The sequence below is a fragment of the Microvirga calopogonii genome (genome assembly GCF_003347665.1).
Taxonomy (GTDB): Bacteria; Pseudomonadota; Alphaproteobacteria; order Rhizobiales; family Beijerinckiaceae; genus Microvirga; species Microvirga calopogonii.
This window is the reverse complement of the sequence record NZ_QDGA01000116.1, coordinates 1-14,058: the sequence shown is the minus strand read 5'-3', so window position 1 is coordinate 14,058 and position 14,058 is coordinate 1. Positions and strand designations below refer to the sequence as shown.

Annotated in this window: 15 protein-coding genes; 6 read left to right on the top strand and 9 right to left on the bottom strand. The window is 61.2% G+C overall.

Features of this window, described 5'->3' with window-relative positions; translation table 11 throughout:
- Nucleotides 1-69: 69 nt before the first annotated feature.
- Nucleotides 70-1,506, top strand: coding sequence for an IS1182 family transposase (locus tag DDF70_RS31780; RefSeq protein WP_114947838.1), 1,437 nt, complete (start codon nt 70-72; stop codon nt 1,504-1,506).
- Between the two features lie 775 nt (nt 1,507-2,281).
- Here DDF70_RS31780 and DDF70_RS31775 read toward each other — a convergent pair.
- Nucleotides 2,282-2,698 (bottom strand): response regulator, encoded by a 417-nt coding sequence (locus DDF70_RS31775; RefSeq protein WP_162820823.1) that lies wholly within the window; start codon nt 2,696-2,698, stop codon nt 2,282-2,284.
- Nucleotides 2,699-3,037: 339 nt separating this feature from the next.
- Between DDF70_RS31775 and DDF70_RS31770 the strand changes: the two genes are divergently transcribed.
- A complete protein-coding gene (locus DDF70_RS31770) occupies nt 3,038-3,823 on the top strand; it encodes a sigma-70 family RNA polymerase sigma factor (RefSeq protein ID WP_245435730.1) in 786 nt (261 codons plus the stop codon).
- On the top strand, nt 3,820-4,605 hold the full coding sequence (locus DDF70_RS31765) for an anti-sigma factor family protein (protein ID WP_114948631.1): 786 nt from the start codon (nt 3,820-3,822) through the stop codon (nt 4,603-4,605). The genes DDF70_RS31770 and DDF70_RS31765 overlap by 4 nt, the downstream gene beginning before the upstream one ends.
- Before the next feature lie 184 nt (nt 4,606-4,789).
- Here DDF70_RS31765 and DDF70_RS31760 read toward each other — a convergent pair whose 3' ends face one another.
- The 4 genes from DDF70_RS31760 to DDF70_RS31745 form a co-directional block, all read right to left on the bottom strand.
- Nucleotides 4,790-5,215 (bottom strand): DoxX family protein, encoded by a 426-nt coding sequence (locus DDF70_RS31760; RefSeq protein ID WP_114948630.1) that lies wholly within the window; start codon nt 5,213-5,215, stop codon nt 4,790-4,792.
- Nucleotides 5,216-5,285: 70 nt separating this feature from the next.
- On the bottom strand, nt 5,286-5,741 hold the full coding sequence (locus tag DDF70_RS31755; RefSeq protein ID WP_114948629.1) for a tetratricopeptide repeat protein: 456 nt from the start codon (nt 5,739-5,741) through the stop codon (nt 5,286-5,288).
- 20 nt (nt 5,742-5,761) lie between these two features.
- Nucleotides 5,762-6,733 carry an MBL fold metallo-hydrolase gene (locus DDF70_RS31750; RefSeq protein ID WP_114948628.1) on the bottom strand — a complete coding sequence of 324 codons (972 nt, stop codon included), beginning with the start codon at nt 6,731-6,733 and terminating at the stop codon, nt 5,762-5,764.
- A 437-nt stretch (nt 6,734-7,170) separates the two neighbouring features.
- Nucleotides 7,171-7,581, bottom strand: a complete 411-nt coding sequence (locus tag DDF70_RS31745; protein ID WP_162820822.1) for a plastocyanin/azurin family copper-binding protein — start codon at nt 7,579-7,581, stop codon at nt 7,171-7,173.
- A 65-nt stretch (nt 7,582-7,646) separates the two neighbouring features.
- Between DDF70_RS31745 and DDF70_RS38905 the strand changes: the two genes are divergently transcribed.
- Nucleotides 7,647-7,769: a hypothetical protein gene (locus DDF70_RS38905; RefSeq protein ID WP_281024410.1), complete on the top strand. Its 123-nt coding sequence runs from the start codon at nt 7,647-7,649 to the stop codon at nt 7,767-7,769.
- A gap of 203 nt (nt 7,770-7,972) precedes the next feature.
- Here the strand turns inward: DDF70_RS38905 and DDF70_RS31740 are convergent, their stop codons facing one another.
- From DDF70_RS31740 to queC, 3 genes are all read right to left on the bottom strand, one after another.
- Nucleotides 7,973-8,386 carry a hypothetical protein gene (locus DDF70_RS31740; RefSeq protein WP_114948626.1) on the bottom strand — a complete coding sequence of 138 codons (414 nt, stop codon included), beginning with the start codon at nt 8,384-8,386 and terminating at the stop codon, nt 7,973-7,975.
- Between the two features lie 466 nt (nt 8,387-8,852).
- The gene (locus tag DDF70_RS31730; protein WP_114948624.1) at nt 8,853-9,419 is read right to left on the bottom strand and encodes a VUT family protein; all 567 of its coding nucleotides are present in this window, start codon (nt 9,417-9,419) and stop codon (nt 8,853-8,855) included.
- Between the two features lie 39 nt (nt 9,420-9,458).
- Nucleotides 9,459-10,169, bottom strand: a complete 711-nt coding sequence (queC, locus tag DDF70_RS31725; RefSeq protein WP_114948623.1) for a 7-cyano-7-deazaguanine synthase QueC — start codon at nt 10,167-10,169, stop codon at nt 9,459-9,461.
- A 327-nt stretch (nt 10,170-10,496) separates the two neighbouring features.
- Between queC and DDF70_RS37195 the strand changes: the two genes are divergently transcribed.
- Nucleotides 10,497-10,670 (top strand): hypothetical protein, encoded by a 174-nt coding sequence (locus DDF70_RS37195; RefSeq protein WP_162820821.1) that lies wholly within the window; start codon nt 10,497-10,499, stop codon nt 10,668-10,670.
- 24 nt (nt 10,671-10,694) lie between these two features.
- Here DDF70_RS37195 and DDF70_RS31720 read toward each other — a convergent pair whose 3' ends face one another.
- On the bottom strand, nt 10,695-11,390 hold the full coding sequence (locus DDF70_RS31720; RefSeq protein ID WP_114948622.1) for an NADPH-dependent F420 reductase: 696 nt from the start codon (nt 11,388-11,390) through the stop codon (nt 10,695-10,697).
- A gap of 878 nt (nt 11,391-12,268) precedes the next feature.
- On the opposite strand from DDF70_RS31720, the gene ltrA reads away from it, so the two are divergent.
- The gene (ltrA, locus tag DDF70_RS31715) at nt 12,269-13,933 is read left to right on the top strand and encodes a group II intron reverse transcriptase/maturase (protein WP_114944599.1); all 1,665 of its coding nucleotides are present in this window, start codon (nt 12,269-12,271) and stop codon (nt 13,931-13,933) included.
- Nucleotides 13,934-14,058: the final 125 nt, after the last annotated feature.

Here is a 14,058-nt window from a genome sequence, read left to right as displayed (position 1 = left end):
GGGTCGAGGCTGTGTCAAAACGCGGAATCTAGTAATCTGGTTGGGTCAGTACGGACTGGAGGGATCGCGATGAAGCGGTTTGTCCAAGGCCAGGAGCGCAGCCAAGGCACCTTGTTCCCGGTCTGCCTCGACGAGTACGTCAGTGACGACAATCCGGTGCGGGTGATCGACGTCTTTGTCGAGGAACTCGACTTGCATGCCCTGGGGTTCGAGAGTGTCATCCCACAGGCGACGGGCCGCCCGGCCTACCATCCGGCGGCCCTGCTCAAGATCTACATCTATGGCTATCTCAACCGCATCCCGTCCAGCCGCCGCCTCGAGCAGGAGACCGGCCGCAACCTTGAGCTGATGTGGCTCACCGGCCAGCTTCAGCCGGATCACAAGACCATCGCCCGCTTCCGCAAGGACAATGGACCGGCCATTCGGGCCGTGTGCCGCCAGTTCGTCGGGCTGTGCCGCACGCTCAACCTGTTCTCGCAGGCGGTGGTGGCCATCGACGGCTCCAAGTTCAAGGCGGTCAACGCGCGGGACAAGAACTTCACGCCGGCCAAGCTCGCCAAGCGCATCGAGCAGGTGGAGGCCAGCATCGCACACTATCTGTCCGCCCTCGACACGGCCGATCGGCAGGAGAGCGAGCTGGCGCAGGTGAAGGCCGGGCGGATCAAGGACAAGATCGCGGCGCTCAGAGAGCAGATGCAGCAGTTCCGGGAGCTGGAGCAGCAGGTGCTGGCGGCTCCCGACCAGCAGATCTCGCTCACTGATCCGGACGCGCGGGCGATGACCAACCGGGGCATCGGCACGGGCATCGTCGGCTACAACGTTCAGGCCGCGGTGGATGTCCAGCACCACCTGATCGTCGCACATGAGGTCACCAACAGCGGCTCGGATCGGGGCCAGTTATCGGTGATGGGCCAGCAGGCGCAGGGTGCCATGGGCACGCCGAGCCTGGAGGCTCTGGCGGACAGAGGCTACTACAAGGGCGAGGACATCCTGGCCTGCGAGAGAGCTGGGATCACGCCCTATGTGCCCAAGACCCTCAACTCGAGCGCCAAGGCTGACGGACGCTTCGGCAAGCAGGACTTCGTCTATCATCCCGAGGATGACACCTATCGCTGTCCCGCCGGAGAGCGCCTGACGCGACGATGCTCCACCATCGAGCATGGGATGCTGCTGCATCTCTACTGGACCAGCTGCTGCCAAACCTGTGCGCTCAAAGATCAGTGTACGCCCGGCAAGGAGCGCCGGGTCAGACGCTGGGAGCATGAGGATGTGCTCGATGCGATGCAGGAGCGGCTCGATCGGGCCCCGGAGACGCCGCGTCTGCGGCGGCAGACGGTGGAGCATCCGTTTGGAACGATCAAGGCCTGGATGGGTGCTACGCACTTCCTGACCCGGACCTTGGAGCGGGTGCGCACCGAGATGAGCCTGCACGTGCTCGCCTATAACCTGAAGCGGGTTCTGGCGATCCTCGGACCAGGGCCGCTGCTGGCAGCAATCCAGTCCTGAGGGGGCATCGCTCTAGGCACCCAAGCTGATCACGATGGCTGGGACACCAGCAAGAATGACATCCAGCCTTGTCGATGAGCCAAACGGCCGTTGTCACCTGCGCTCCAGCCGATCAGAGGATCACAGAGGTGAGCTCACTCGGTCCCGATCTGCGTTTTGACACAGCCTCGGTCAGGCAGCGAAGTCCATTCACTTTTCAGAATATTCGGTTCCGTGAGGATTGCTGCCCTCGGGCTAGCGTCGCTAGGTGTGCCAGAAGCCGACCTTTCACGAGGACATCAGGTCGCTCATAGCCAAGCCAGCTCCAAGGCGGTGCTCAGAACGCCATCCGCTGCCGCTAAGAGCGCAAGAGCGACCAGGAGGCCTGGAATCAACATGCCTGCGCGATTGGGACGGGTGTCACTCATCCATTGCGGCAATGGAGCTGCCTCCTCCCGAGCATGGTGCAGTTCTCGCTGGCTCTTGACCGCAGGCTCCCCGGACAGGGTAGGTCCGTGACGCATTGCAGCGCCGCGGGAGTTGCGACACGGTCGAATCGAGGTAATTTCGAACGAGACCGCGCCCGCTGAATAGGCTTCACTCCGGAAATGATCGCGCTTACCAGCACCAGTGCCTGCGGGATTGAGGGGCCCCGCATTGCGAGGCGGCAAGCCGTATTCGGCCCTTCCAAGCCAGCGCACTCTCTCGTTCGCCATTGTCATAATCCTCCAATCAAGACAGGACACAGAAACACCCTTCGATCGAAACCGTGGGGCTGTTCGCGGACGCTCTGTCGTTATGCTGCCTGCCGCTGACAGCCGGACCCCATCGCGGCTGCCGCCGGTCGATCATGCCTCGCGGCAATCAGCTCGCGGATGATCTCCAACACAGATGCCGGACTCGGGTGAGCAAGGATGATGTCGCCTTGACGGGACGGCCGAACCTTAGCCGCCGCGATGACGGCGGGACGTGCTGGATAGGTGTCATGATACTCGTCGGCCAGAATCCAGCCGTCGATCAGGATGGGCAGACCAGCTCGGGTGTAGAGCCACTCGATGGGGTGCTGCCAATCCCGCAACGTCAGAAATGCATGCTCGCCCGTGTCTGCTGTGGTCACCTCGTACCCTGCAGCCCGGAGCCGCCGGACGAGGGTCTCGCGGAAGGTCGGATTGTGGTCTGCAACAAGAATGCGATCACGACGGTCCGTGTCCATGATGGCCTCCCGGGCACGCCTCCGTCCCTTGGACAGTCTCGTGCCGCTCGATTCGAGGCGCCGCTTGTCCCGCCTCATATTCCGAGACCAGCGTGATCTGCCCGCTATTCCCGCAGGATCCTTGGTTCGAGAGAGCCGCATTCCTACGCGTGCTGCATCGCACGTATCGGGAGACGAATTGCAGAATGCTGCAGCCGGCTGGGAATAAGTCCGGGTGTCGCCCGGTCTGGATAAACCAGCGCAGCATCGACGCCTGATCGACGGGAGTGCTGTCGGACGAACCATCTGGAACTCGTGAGCGACGATGAAGACGCCCCAGGCCCACAGGGATGCCCCGTCATGAGCGGCAACGTGATCACCTTCGAGCGCATGTCCCCTCTGACAGCCAAGGCATCTGCGGTCTTCACGCTAGGTCCGAAGGTCCGCGCAACCGGGAAGGCTGCGGGCTGGTCCAGCGCATCCGGCTGTGTGACAGGCAAGCATGACGGGAGTACACTCCAGCAACGCGCGGAGGAACCTGTGCCGGTCTCCCTGTCGCCTGAAACGGCTGAGCAAGCCGATCTCGCCCGGCGCTTTCGCGACCTGATGCTTCCGCATCTGGATGCCGCTTACAACTTGGCGCGCTATTTGCTGCGGGATCCCGTCGCGGCGGAGGACGTCGCACAGGAGGCCTTCTTGCGGGCGTTCCGTGCCTTCGATGGGTACAGGGGCGGTGATCCGAAAGCCTGGATCCTGGCGATCGTGCGAAACTGCTGCCACACCTGGGCGAAAGCCGCGGCATCGAATTTGACAGTTCCGTTCGAAGGTACAGGGACGATCCAGGCGGATGATCCGGGCGACGCATGGGGGCATGCCGCCGGACTGGTCGATCCCGCGGATAGCCCCGAAACCGCCGTTGTCCGGCACGACGAGATTTCCACCATGAGGGAGTTGATTGAGACCTTACCCCTTCCGTTCCGGGAGACGCTGGTTTTGCGCGAGCTTGAGGAACTCTCCTACCAAGAAATCTCCGAAACCACCGGAACGCCGATCGGCACCGTGATGTCCCGCCTCGCCCGGGCGCGACACCTGCTGGCCGAAGCCTGGCGCCGACGCACCGCAGACAGCGAGGAGACCCGCTCATGACACTCCCCTGCTCCGACATGGAAGTTCTGCTGCATGGCCACTTGGACGGGGAACTGGATGCCGCCAATTCCTTTCGGGTCGAGGACCACCTGAGAACCTGCGCTCCCTGCGCGAGCGAATACCATCGACTGCAGGAGCTTCGGGCAGCCATTCGGGAGGGCGGGCTTCGGTATCGGGCGCCCGACGCGTTACGGGCGCGGGTTCTGGAAGCTCTTGTGCCTGCGCCAGCCAGCCCGATTGCGCCGACGGCGGCCGGCTGGTGGCAGCGCCTGAGGCTAAGTCAGCACCTTGGCATTCCGGCTGCCGCTTTTGCGGCGGGTCTCGCCGTGGCTCTGATCGTGCCGCGTTCATCGCCGGATCTGGAGCAGGAACTTGTCTCTGACCATGTCCGCTCGCTGATGGCAAACCATATCACAGACGTGACAACATCCGACCGGCATACCGTGAAACCCTGGTTTGATGGCCGGCTCGACTTCGCCCCTCCGGTTGTTGATCTTGTGGGTGACGGCTTTGCCCTGACCGGCGGCCGCCTCGACTACGTTGCCGGGCGGGCAGTTGCGGCACTGGTGTACAAACGCCGCGAGCACGTGATCAACCTGTTCATCTGGCCGGCGGAGAAGAACAGGGTCAATGCCGAGGGAGCGCAGTCCTCGGTCAGCAACGGATACAACACGCTTCGCTGGTCCGGCAGCGGGATGACCTTCTGGGCCGTTTCGGATCTGAATGCCGTCGAGCTACAGGAGTTCATGCACCGGTTTCAAGATCAGCTCGCCCGTCAATAGCGATCATTGGGCTGACTCGGGTAGTCTGACCGGCTCATGGATGTCTACCTTGATGGAGTGTCTCACAACACCTTGACGGGTATGTCCAGATCGGTCGTGCTGAGAAGCATGAAGAGCCGACCCGTTCCGTATCGAAAGAAGCGGATCTATGCCCTCGTTGGATCTGGCGTATGCGTCATAGAGCCTATCCAAAGGGACTCCGATGCTTGACTAGCCTGTCCAGCGACAACGCTCCAGCTCCCGTCGCAGTCAGGACGAACATGCCGCCCGCGATCGCAAGATCCTTCTCGAAATGCAAAAGCTCGTTTCGGATGGCGAAGTTGGAGTGGAACAAGAAAGCGGTTGCGAGGCAGAACAGGCCCAGGCTGAGGGATCCCAGGCGCGCGTGCCAGCCTGATGCCACCATCAAGCCCGCTCCAAGCTGCAAGAGAATGGTTAGAACCAGGACGTAAGGTGGAACGCCGATCTTGCTCATCGCCGAAGCAGCAGCCGTGAAGTCGAAGGAAAGTGTCACGGCCTCGTGAAGGAAGATCAGAGCCAGCAGGAGCCGTCCCACGAGAAGAAGGGGATTGGCGGCCCTTGACGCGATGACCTCAAATGTCCGTAACATCGCAATCTCCCGAGACTGATCATGGCAGAATGGGGTGGGTGATGATCTCACCCACCCGCTAATCGACTGCCTATTTCCCCTCCAGTGCTTTCTCCAGGTCCTTGCGCTCCTCGCAACCGCCTGGACAGAGCTTGGTCAGCGCCGCGAGCTGCTCCCTGGCTTTGCCAATACGCCCGGTCTCGACATACAGCTCGCCCAGGTACTCGCGAGCTGCCCTGTAATCGGGCTGGAGCTCCAGCGCCTTGGTGTAGTAGGTGAGTGACGTTTCATAGTCGCCTGTCTTGCGCAGGGTGTAGCCCAGCAGATTGTAGACATCCGCCTGCTGGGTGTCTTCAGCCAGCCCCCGCAGCTCTTCCAGCGCCGCGGCATAGTTGGCCGCCTTGATCTTCTCCCGGACGGAGCTCAGATCGACCGCACCGGTCGACGTGTCATCGTCGACGGCGAGAGCTGCGGTGCTCATCAGGGCCGGCGTGAGCGCCATCGCGCCCAGAAGGGCCAACGAAAAGAGCGGTGTCTTCTTCATCATGACTGTTCTCACTTGTTGGATCAGACCTCGACGGGAGTGAAGGCATAGGCATTGCCATCCTTCACGAAGGTGCCGAGTCCGGGGAATGGGAAGTGAGCGCCGCAGATCATCATCCTGTCCGCAATGACACGATCGATGATCCTGTGGCGGGTTGTAACCGCCAACGGCCCATCCTGGTCATAGCTGCCTTGCCACTCCGGATGGGGCGCCAGGAGAGCCGGGACGTACATCGTGTCGTTCGACACCATCAGCTGGTCGCTGCCAGACGTCACCAAAAAAACGGAATGACCGGGTGTGTGACCGTAGGCTTCAAGGATCTGAATACCGGGCGCAACCTCGGTGCCGCTTTCGACGAGCCTCCAGTTGTTCCATGTCGGAAAAGCCTCGGCGATGCGCTTTCCGGCTTGGCGACGGCCTTCCGGCAGCTTCTCGACGCGGCCCGGCTCCGTCCAGAAATTGTACTCGGCCCTGTTCACCACTAGCTCGGCATTCGGAAACACGGCAGCGTTCGTTCCCTTCTCCATCAGGCCCCACACGTGGTCCGGATGAAAGTGGGAAATCAGGATTGCGCTGATCTGGCTGTGATCGATGCCGGCCGCCTGCATGTTGGCCGGGAGATGGGTGGCATTGGCCTGCCACTGGCCGACCCCGGAGCCCGCGTCGATCATGATGTGTTTGTCGCCGATCTTCAGAACCAGCACCGTGAGCGGGATCGGCATGAAGTCGGTTGTCAGCCCCGCCTTGGCGAGTGCCGCCTTAGTCTCGTCGACGCTTACATCCTTGATGAAGGCTGGATCATGGGGCTTGCGCCAGATGCCGTCATAAACGGCGGTCGCCTCGATTGATCCGACCTTGTACTTGTAGAAGCCCTTCGTCGGCTCAACAGGCGTCTCTGCATGAGCGTTAGCAATCAGAGCCAAGGGCTTCGGCAGCCCGAAAGCCGCTGCCATGGCCGCGCTGACCAGGACACCTCGGCGTGACAGGTTCAACATCACGGTTCTCCATCAGACGGTGGATCGAGGAGCAAGGCGGATGTCGCTTCCGGTCACTGCTCCCTGTTGGCAAGACCATGGCACCTGCAGTTTTATTCCGGGATGGAGAACTGTGTTGGCTGCTTCATAACCGGACACGATGCATCTGCAGGTGCCGTGCTTGTGAAGAGGGACGCGACAAGTGCAAATTTCTGAGCGTAAGTTGATAAATCGTGCGGGTGAACGGCTAAATGGAGCTCCCCGATGAATGCCCCTGTCTAGCCGAATGTCGGCGCATCGAAATCACGTCTCGCCTTCGCGGTTAACACCTTGGGATGCAAGGCGGAAGCGCACACAGAACCGGTTAAGACATGAGCGGAGCGCAGGCCTCAGGAGCGCTGTCAGCACAATAAGCAACAGACGCATGGAACCGTAGCCAGCGCCTGACTGGCTCAACGTCAGTCGACAGTGATGCTTCCAGTCATGCCGAAGCTGGCGTGCAGGAAGTGCGTCCACGTCATGCCGTACCGGCCAGCAGCCGGAATGAGTCGTACCGTGCGGGCCTCCCCCTTGCCGACTTCGATCTTGCCACCGGAAACTGCAGCAGCATCGGACGGGGTGATTTGTGCGGCGGCAAAGAACTCAGGCGCAGAGAGGTTGTGACTTGCCGATCCTCTGTTGACGAGGCGAAGCTGGTACGTCTGGCCCTGATGCAGATGGAAATTCTGCGGCGTGAACGCGAAGTCCGACAGGATGATGTCGATCGGCTGGGCACGCCTTCCGGCTGCTGGCGCTACTGGCCGGGTCGCGGCCAACACGTTACCGCCAAGGCAAACAGCCAGGGTTATGATGATCAGCGACTTTCTCATCAGGGCCTCCCGTCGTTGGCAGACAGACAGAATACCATTTCCGCAACGTGGGCTTAAACAGGCAAATGAGACGGCAACGTACATGGGGTGCGCGTGGTGGCATCACCGAGCGCAGCCAGCTCGGCCTTTCGCATGGTGAAGGTATCCATGGAGACGAGAGCCGCGCCGTCATGAATGCCCTGGCCTGATCGCCACACCTCCACAGGCGAAGGCGAAGGTCTGCACGGGGTCAACTTCTGCCGATCCCTCGACCTCCAGGAACGTCCGATATCCCTGGCGAGAGCAGACTTTGGGTCTACTTCCGAGAGGTGCCATTTGGGACCTTGCGACCTGAAGGCCGGTGCCTGCTACATCCCGCAATAGTTTGTGGCGAGGATGTTGGGTAAGGCCGTCATTCTCTCCGAGCGCGGTTTCCATTCAAGTCAGCCATAAGCTCCCCCGTGCGTTGGAGGTTCGCCCTGACAGCCTGCACCTGCTGCGCCACTGCGGCCGTCAGGTGCATCATTCGCTCTCCATGCTCCACTGCCATCCCGATCTCCCGCGATAGCGAGGTCAGGGTCCGTCGCACCTGCCGACGGAGCGTCCCGGGGAGCGGCAGTTCCAGGCCAGGTCCAGCCGTGTCGGTTACACCCTCGAGGCCGCCAAATCTGGAGCTCTCGCCACGGGCGAGCCATTCTCGGCTAATGTCGAGGGCTGTATGGCGGTCCTCTAGGTAGGCTGCCTTGACGGCCAGAGCCGTCACGACACTTGTACTTCGGCGGCGGTCAGGAGCATTGTCCTGGAAGTGGAAGGCAGGGTGCGGCATGGTTCAGCCACCTCCATCCGTGTCGCGAGGTCCGCAGTGAACGAACGGCCTCATCGAAGCGTTTGTTCCTACCGGGGCAAGGATCGGGATATGCCGACGCAGAACAAAGCGGCCGATTACCGTCGACAGGCCTAGGCGCCCCCGCCGTCGCCAAGTGGCTCTCCTTGACGGTTGATCGCCAGAGGCTCCTTGACGATGCCACGCGGTTGGAGCCTCTGACCGAGATCGAGGAACGTCAAAGCGATAGCTCTGTTCTTGCCGATTGGGCATCCGAGGATGTCCTGTTCAAGTGCGCCGAGGCAGCCATTGCGGATGCGTCAAGGCTGCGCGAGGCTCTTCAGCAGATCCACAGGTAGGCCGAGCAGAAGATGGCGCGGACGATGCAGATCGGAGAGGCGCTCGACCCGCTCCTGCCGCATCCGCCTTGGGAGTGTGGAATGGTGAGAGCAATCCTCGCGCATCCAGGTCAGGTGCACACAGGCATGGCGATCCGCTCATCGCGCCGACGCAGCCATGCCATGGCTGGAATGCTCAACAGCACCATCCAGACCTTTCCGATGATCTGCGGCAGCAGAAACTCAAGACTCCCGAAGGCCAGGAACAGGAACACCGCACTGTCGATGACCAAGCCCACGAGACTGCTCGCGACCACCGCCAGGATCAGGCCTCGCTGCTGCAACGGCGTGTAGACGCCCAGATCCGCCAGCTCGGACAACAAAAAAGCTGCCGACGAGGCGAGGATAAGCGACGGAGGTGCAAAGACTACCGAGAGGATGGCCCCGACCCCGATGGCGGCCAGCGCCCAGTACCGCCCCAGCCGCCGCTGCACGAGATCGCGCAACACCAGCGCCAGGCCGACCACCAGCACACCGCTGGGGGCCGCCAGGCCAGGGGCTACGGGGATCAGGCAAGGGCCGTCCGGAACACAGACGGTTCCGACGTTGCCGACGAGCCAGTTGGCGGTCGGAATGCAGGCGGTAAAGCCTATAAGGACCGCTATGCCTTCAATTCTGCGGCGGAGATCAGGGGTCATGTTTGTGTCTTTCGAAGAAATGATGATGTATCGCAGAACTCAAGAAGGCTGATTGGCCTGATGCTCGCGGCAGGCTTTGATCCAGTAATCCGGGTCTTCGTACGGGGTGGGATCGTCTACGCCAGCGAGTTCAAAGGCCTCGCGCCGCTCGACACAGGTGCCGCAGCGCCCGCAATGACGTTCGCCGCCCTGGTAGCAGGACCAAGTGTCGGCAAAGGGCACACCTAGCCGAGCACCTTCCCGCACGATGTCGGCTTTGCTCTGCCGCACGAAGGGCGTGTAGAGGGTGATGTCCGCCAAACCCTCCAACGCATGGCGCTGCATGGTCTCGAAGCTCTCGACGAAATCGGGACGGCAATCCGGGTAGATGAAGTGGTCGCCGCCATGAACTGCGGCTGCCACGGCCTCCGCCTGCTCGGCCGCAGCCACGCCGAAGGCAATCGCCAGCATGATGGCATTGCGATTGGGCACCACGGTGATCCGCATGGTGTCTTCCGCGTAGTGCCCTTCAGGAACTGCTTCTCCGCTGGTGAGAGCCGATCCGGTCAGGAGCCGCCCGACGGCGGAGATATCGATGATATCGTGCGGCACGCTCAGTCGCACGGCGCAAGCATGGGCCGAGGCCAGCTCTTTCCTGTGGCGCTGGCCATAGTCGAAGGACACTAGGCGCGTGAGGGTTTGCTCAGCCGCAACCTTGTGCGCGAGCGTGACGGAGTCCAATCCGCCGGAACAGACGACGAGGGTCTTCACCGGAACTCCTTGTTTTGACCGGGTAGGCTGCGACCGGATCGGCTCACGTGCCGACGAACGTTGAGCAGATGGAAGACGTGAATGCGTGGCTTCGCCAAGCGCTCACCCCATCTGCACCACGGCATAAGGACCAATGCGGGTGCACGTGTCAACGAGAATACATTCCACTACAGTCTCCTTAACCAGACCTCGACTTCGCGACAGGACCGCGCCGGGACCTTCAGCTGCGGGTTTATGTCCTCACCTTGGCGCCTGTAGCGTTGGCGCTGATATGGGAAATGGACTTCCGGCTGGGCTCTTCAGGGCAAGAGTGGTGAATGTTGGGACGTGTTCGATGCCGGACGAACTCTGGCGAGAAAATTCTTCCGGCATCGGCTTGGAGCGGCCATGGAGACCGACGCCGGCACGCGGGCCGCCGCCGAGATCACCGGCGCTTTGCTCGCAGTTAGGGCCGGTGCCGTCGCCGTGAAGCACGAACGATACAGCAGCGCCATCCCGTGAAAACAGACAGCGGAGTTTGCAGCCTTACTTGGCGCGCCAGTCCGGCGTGCGCTCCCGGTGGGCTTCGGAGAGGGCGCGAGCGACGCCCTCGGCATCATGGTCAGTCCCGTACACCGGCGTTCCCGGCTGTTGCCGCCAGGACTCGTCTAGTCCTCCGGCATCGATGCCATCGAACCCGAGTTCGTCGACGAGTTGAAGCACGACGGCCTTGGCCTTAGAATCGTCCCCTGCAACCGGCAGCGCAATACGGCCGGGGGCGCCTCGCGGCTGACCCAGCTCAAGCAGGTGCCGGGCATAGATGTTGTTGAACGCCTTGATCACAGGCCGGCCCAGCTGCCGCTCGACCCAGCGGCTTTCGGGCATGCCATTCTCGATCTCCTCGATGCGACCATCACGCTGCTGCGGATAGTAGTTGCCGGTGTCGATGACGACGACGCCAGGGCCGACGCCGTCGAACAATCCCTTTGGCAGATCGGGGATGCTCTTTTCCGGGATCGTGACGACGATGATATCCCTGTCGCGGACGGCCTCCGCGACCGAAACGGCCTTGGCGCCGGTCTCCTGCACCAAGGAGGCGAGCGTCTCAGGTCCGCGGGAGTTAGCCACAGAGACCTCGTGCCCAAGCGTGGCGAAGCGACGGGTCAGGTTGCCGCCAATGTTGCCTGCGCCGATGATGCCGATCTTCATGTCTGCCTCCCTTGGACTGCGGTTCTCCGACATGTGCGGGTTCGCGTGAAGGCGAACTTGCAGCGTCTGGCAAAAGTCACAGACCCAACTTAGAGCGAGATCCTACGCTGAACATCCTTCTGGACGATGAAACCACCACCCTTCGCAAGGTGCGCTTTTGAAACGTGAACGGCCCACGGCTTTGGTCTCGGATATGCCAGGAGCGTCCATTCGCATTCATTCGGATTTGCGGCCACTTTGTCGAACCACGGCAATGTTCGAATGAAAAAGCCCAGGCTCCGGGGCGTTGCGACCAGAGGGTCAGGAGGTGTCGCACATATACAATCAACTGACTCATCAGGATCAGACTGGAAGTACCGACCCGTACAACGGATCGGACCCTGTAACATCCAGGTGCTCCTACCCGAGCGTGCGAAGGAGTAATCCGACGTACGAAGCCTTGGGAACAATGGCCCCACTCTGACAGCCTCGATGCTGGAGGTGGACCAGGAGAGGACGGAACGGTTGAGCGTAAGCAAAGAACCTACATAAAAGCTCGTGAAGCCTAACCTGCCAAAGAGGCTGACAGGCAGGACCAAAATGGTAAGCGGGTCGGATCAGGTCGACGCCCTTGACCTGACGATGTTCAGAACTCCCGCCGGGTCATAGGTTCCAACCTCCTCCGACCGCATCTTCAGTCTGATCAACTGGGTAAGCCCCACCCGTCCCGCCTCACGGCGGTAGCCTAACCGTAAGGAAAGGGGATGACGGAGGGGGTAGAGGAGAGCCGGAGAAAGCGAAGGCCGCCTTGTAATGGGGCGGATAGGGCCACCGCACGGTGGAGATCCCCAGTCCGAAAGGACGCAGACTTCCGGCAGGTCTCAGCGATTGAGAAGCACTGGGACGATGCCAACCATTCGAGACGTTAGACGATGCTCGTCATCGAACAGAAGAATGGGCGGGACTTAGAGCGCTGGTCCGATATCAACTGGACCACCGTCGAAGGAACCGTGCGTCATCTTCAGGGCCGCATCTTTCGCGCCACGGTAGACGGGGATCTCGCGAGGGTAAAGAACCTCCAAAAGCTTCTCGTCCGCTCCATGTCGGCCAAGCTCAAGGCGATCCGTCAGGTGACCCAGGAGAATGGTGGCAAGCATACGCCAGGCATTGACGGAATGGTGTGCGACACTCCGAAAGCCCGCCTGGTGCTCCTGAAGAGCGGTCTGAGCCTCAAGGATTACCAGCCCAAGCCGGTGCGTCGGGTTTACATCCCGAAAGCCAACGGCAAAAAGCGCCCCTTGGGGATCCCGACCGTGAAGGACCGCGTCATGCAGGCCATCGTCAAGATGGCGCTCGAACCGGAATGGGAAAGTCGCTTCGAGGCGAACTCGTATGGCTTCCGCCCGGGGCGCTCCTGTCATGACGCCATCGAGGCCATCCACACCACGCTGAACCGGAAGGGCTGCGCGCAATGGGTGCTCGATGCCGACATCAGCGGCTGCTTTGACAACATTGATCACGATGCCCTGCTAAAACGGCTGCCGGTGTTCACGACGACAATCCAGCGCTGGCTCAAAGCCGGCGTGGTAGATCTCGGCAACCAAAAGGACACAACAGCGGGAACCCCACAGGGCGGGATCATCTCCCCTCTGTTGGCCAACATCGCGCTGGACGGTCTGGAACGGCAGTTTGGCTGTGAGCGCCCCAACGGAAAGCTGGTGAGCCCAGCTTTGCGACGGGGCAAGAACCATGGCCTGAACCTGATCCGCTACGCCGATGATTTTGTCGTCACGGCTCCCTCACGGGAGGTCCTCGAAGACTACGTGATCCCCACAGTGCAGGCTTTCCTTGCACAGCGTGGACTCACCCTCAGCGAAGCCAAAACCCGGATCGTCCATGTTGACGAGGGGTTCACCTTCCTGGGCTTCGAGATCAGGCGTTTTGGCGGAGTTCTGCTGACAAAGCCGCAGAAAGAGAAGGTCCGTGATCACCTGCGTGCGATCAAGACCTATCTGGCTGGGCATAAGCAGACCCCAGTGGCGACAGTGATCAAGGAACTTACCCCTGTTATGCGGGGCTGGGCCTGTTACTACCGGCACTGCGCAGCCAAGGAAACATTCAGCAAAGCCACCCACTGGGTCTGGGCTATGACCTGGACTTGGGCGAAGCGTCGTCACCCGAACAAATCCAGCAAATGGATCAAGGCACGATACTTCCTCGACGATGGCTACTGGACGCTCTCCGATGGTACGGCCAAACTCTACCGTCATAGCGCAACCCGGATCACCCGGTTCACCAAAGTGATCGGACGCTCATCGCCCATGGATCCGACACAAAAGGTCGACTGGGAAGAGCGCAAGAAGCGCCAGATGGTTCAAGAGACGTTCCGAAGGAATCGGCTGGAGTTACTGCAAGCACAGAACAACGCCTGTGGTCTATGCGGTATGACTTTCTGGCCCGGCGATCCAATTGATGATCATCACCTTGCACCTCGACACACAGGTGGAGGTGACGAGAGGGATAACCGGATGCTTGTTCACCGATGGTGCCATCATGCACACCATCAACGACATGGCTATAAAGCGGTTGAGGCTTGAGCCGTATGACGGGCAACTGTCACGTACGGTTCTAAGGGGGCGGGACCACAGCAATGTGGTCCCGCTACCCGGCAATGGACAGGATGCCTTCGCATCTCTGCCTCGCGCACTACGGACCTGGGCTG

Coding starts and splice junctions, on each gene's coding strand:
- DDF70_RS31780 (WP_114947838.1), top strand. CDS start 70: ATGAAGCGGTTTGTCCAAGGCCAGGAGCGCAGCCAAGGCACCTTGTTC.
- DDF70_RS31775 (WP_162820823.1), bottom strand. CDS start 2,698: ATGGACACGGACCGTCGTGATCGCATTCTTGTTGCAGACCACAATCCG.
- DDF70_RS31770 (WP_245435730.1), top strand. CDS start 3,038: ATGAGCGGCAACGTGATCACCTTCGAGCGCATGTCCCCTCTGACAGCC.
- DDF70_RS31765 (WP_114948631.1), top strand. CDS start 3,820: ATGACACTCCCCTGCTCCGACATGGAAGTTCTGCTGCATGGCCACTTG.
- DDF70_RS31760 (WP_114948630.1), bottom strand. CDS start 5,215: ATGTTACGGACATTTGAGGTCATCGCGTCAAGGGCCGCCAATCCCCTT.
- DDF70_RS31755 (WP_114948629.1), bottom strand. CDS start 5,741: ATGATGAAGAAGACACCGCTCTTTTCGTTGGCCCTTCTGGGCGCGATG.
- DDF70_RS31750 (WP_114948628.1), bottom strand. CDS start 6,733: ATGTTGAACCTGTCACGCCGAGGTGTCCTGGTCAGCGCGGCCATGGCA.
- DDF70_RS31745 (WP_162820822.1), bottom strand. CDS start 7,581: ATGAGAAAGTCGCTGATCATCATAACCCTGGCTGTTTGCCTTGGCGGT.
- DDF70_RS38905 (WP_281024410.1), top strand. CDS start 7,647: ATGAGACGGCAACGTACATGGGGTGCGCGTGGTGGCATCACCGAGCGC.
- DDF70_RS31740 (WP_114948626.1), bottom strand. CDS start 8,386: ATGCCGCACCCTGCCTTCCACTTCCAGGACAATGCTCCTGACCGCCGC.
- DDF70_RS31730 (WP_114948624.1), bottom strand. CDS start 9,419: ATGACCCCTGATCTCCGCCGCAGAATTGAAGGCATAGCGGTCCTTATA.
- DDF70_RS31720 (WP_114948622.1), bottom strand. CDS start 11,390: ATGTCGGAGAACCGCAGTCCAAGGGAGGCAGACATGAAGATCGGCATC.
- ltrA (WP_114944599.1), top strand. CDS start 12,269: ATGCTCGTCATCGAACAGAAGAATGGGCGGGACTTAGAGCGCTGGTCC.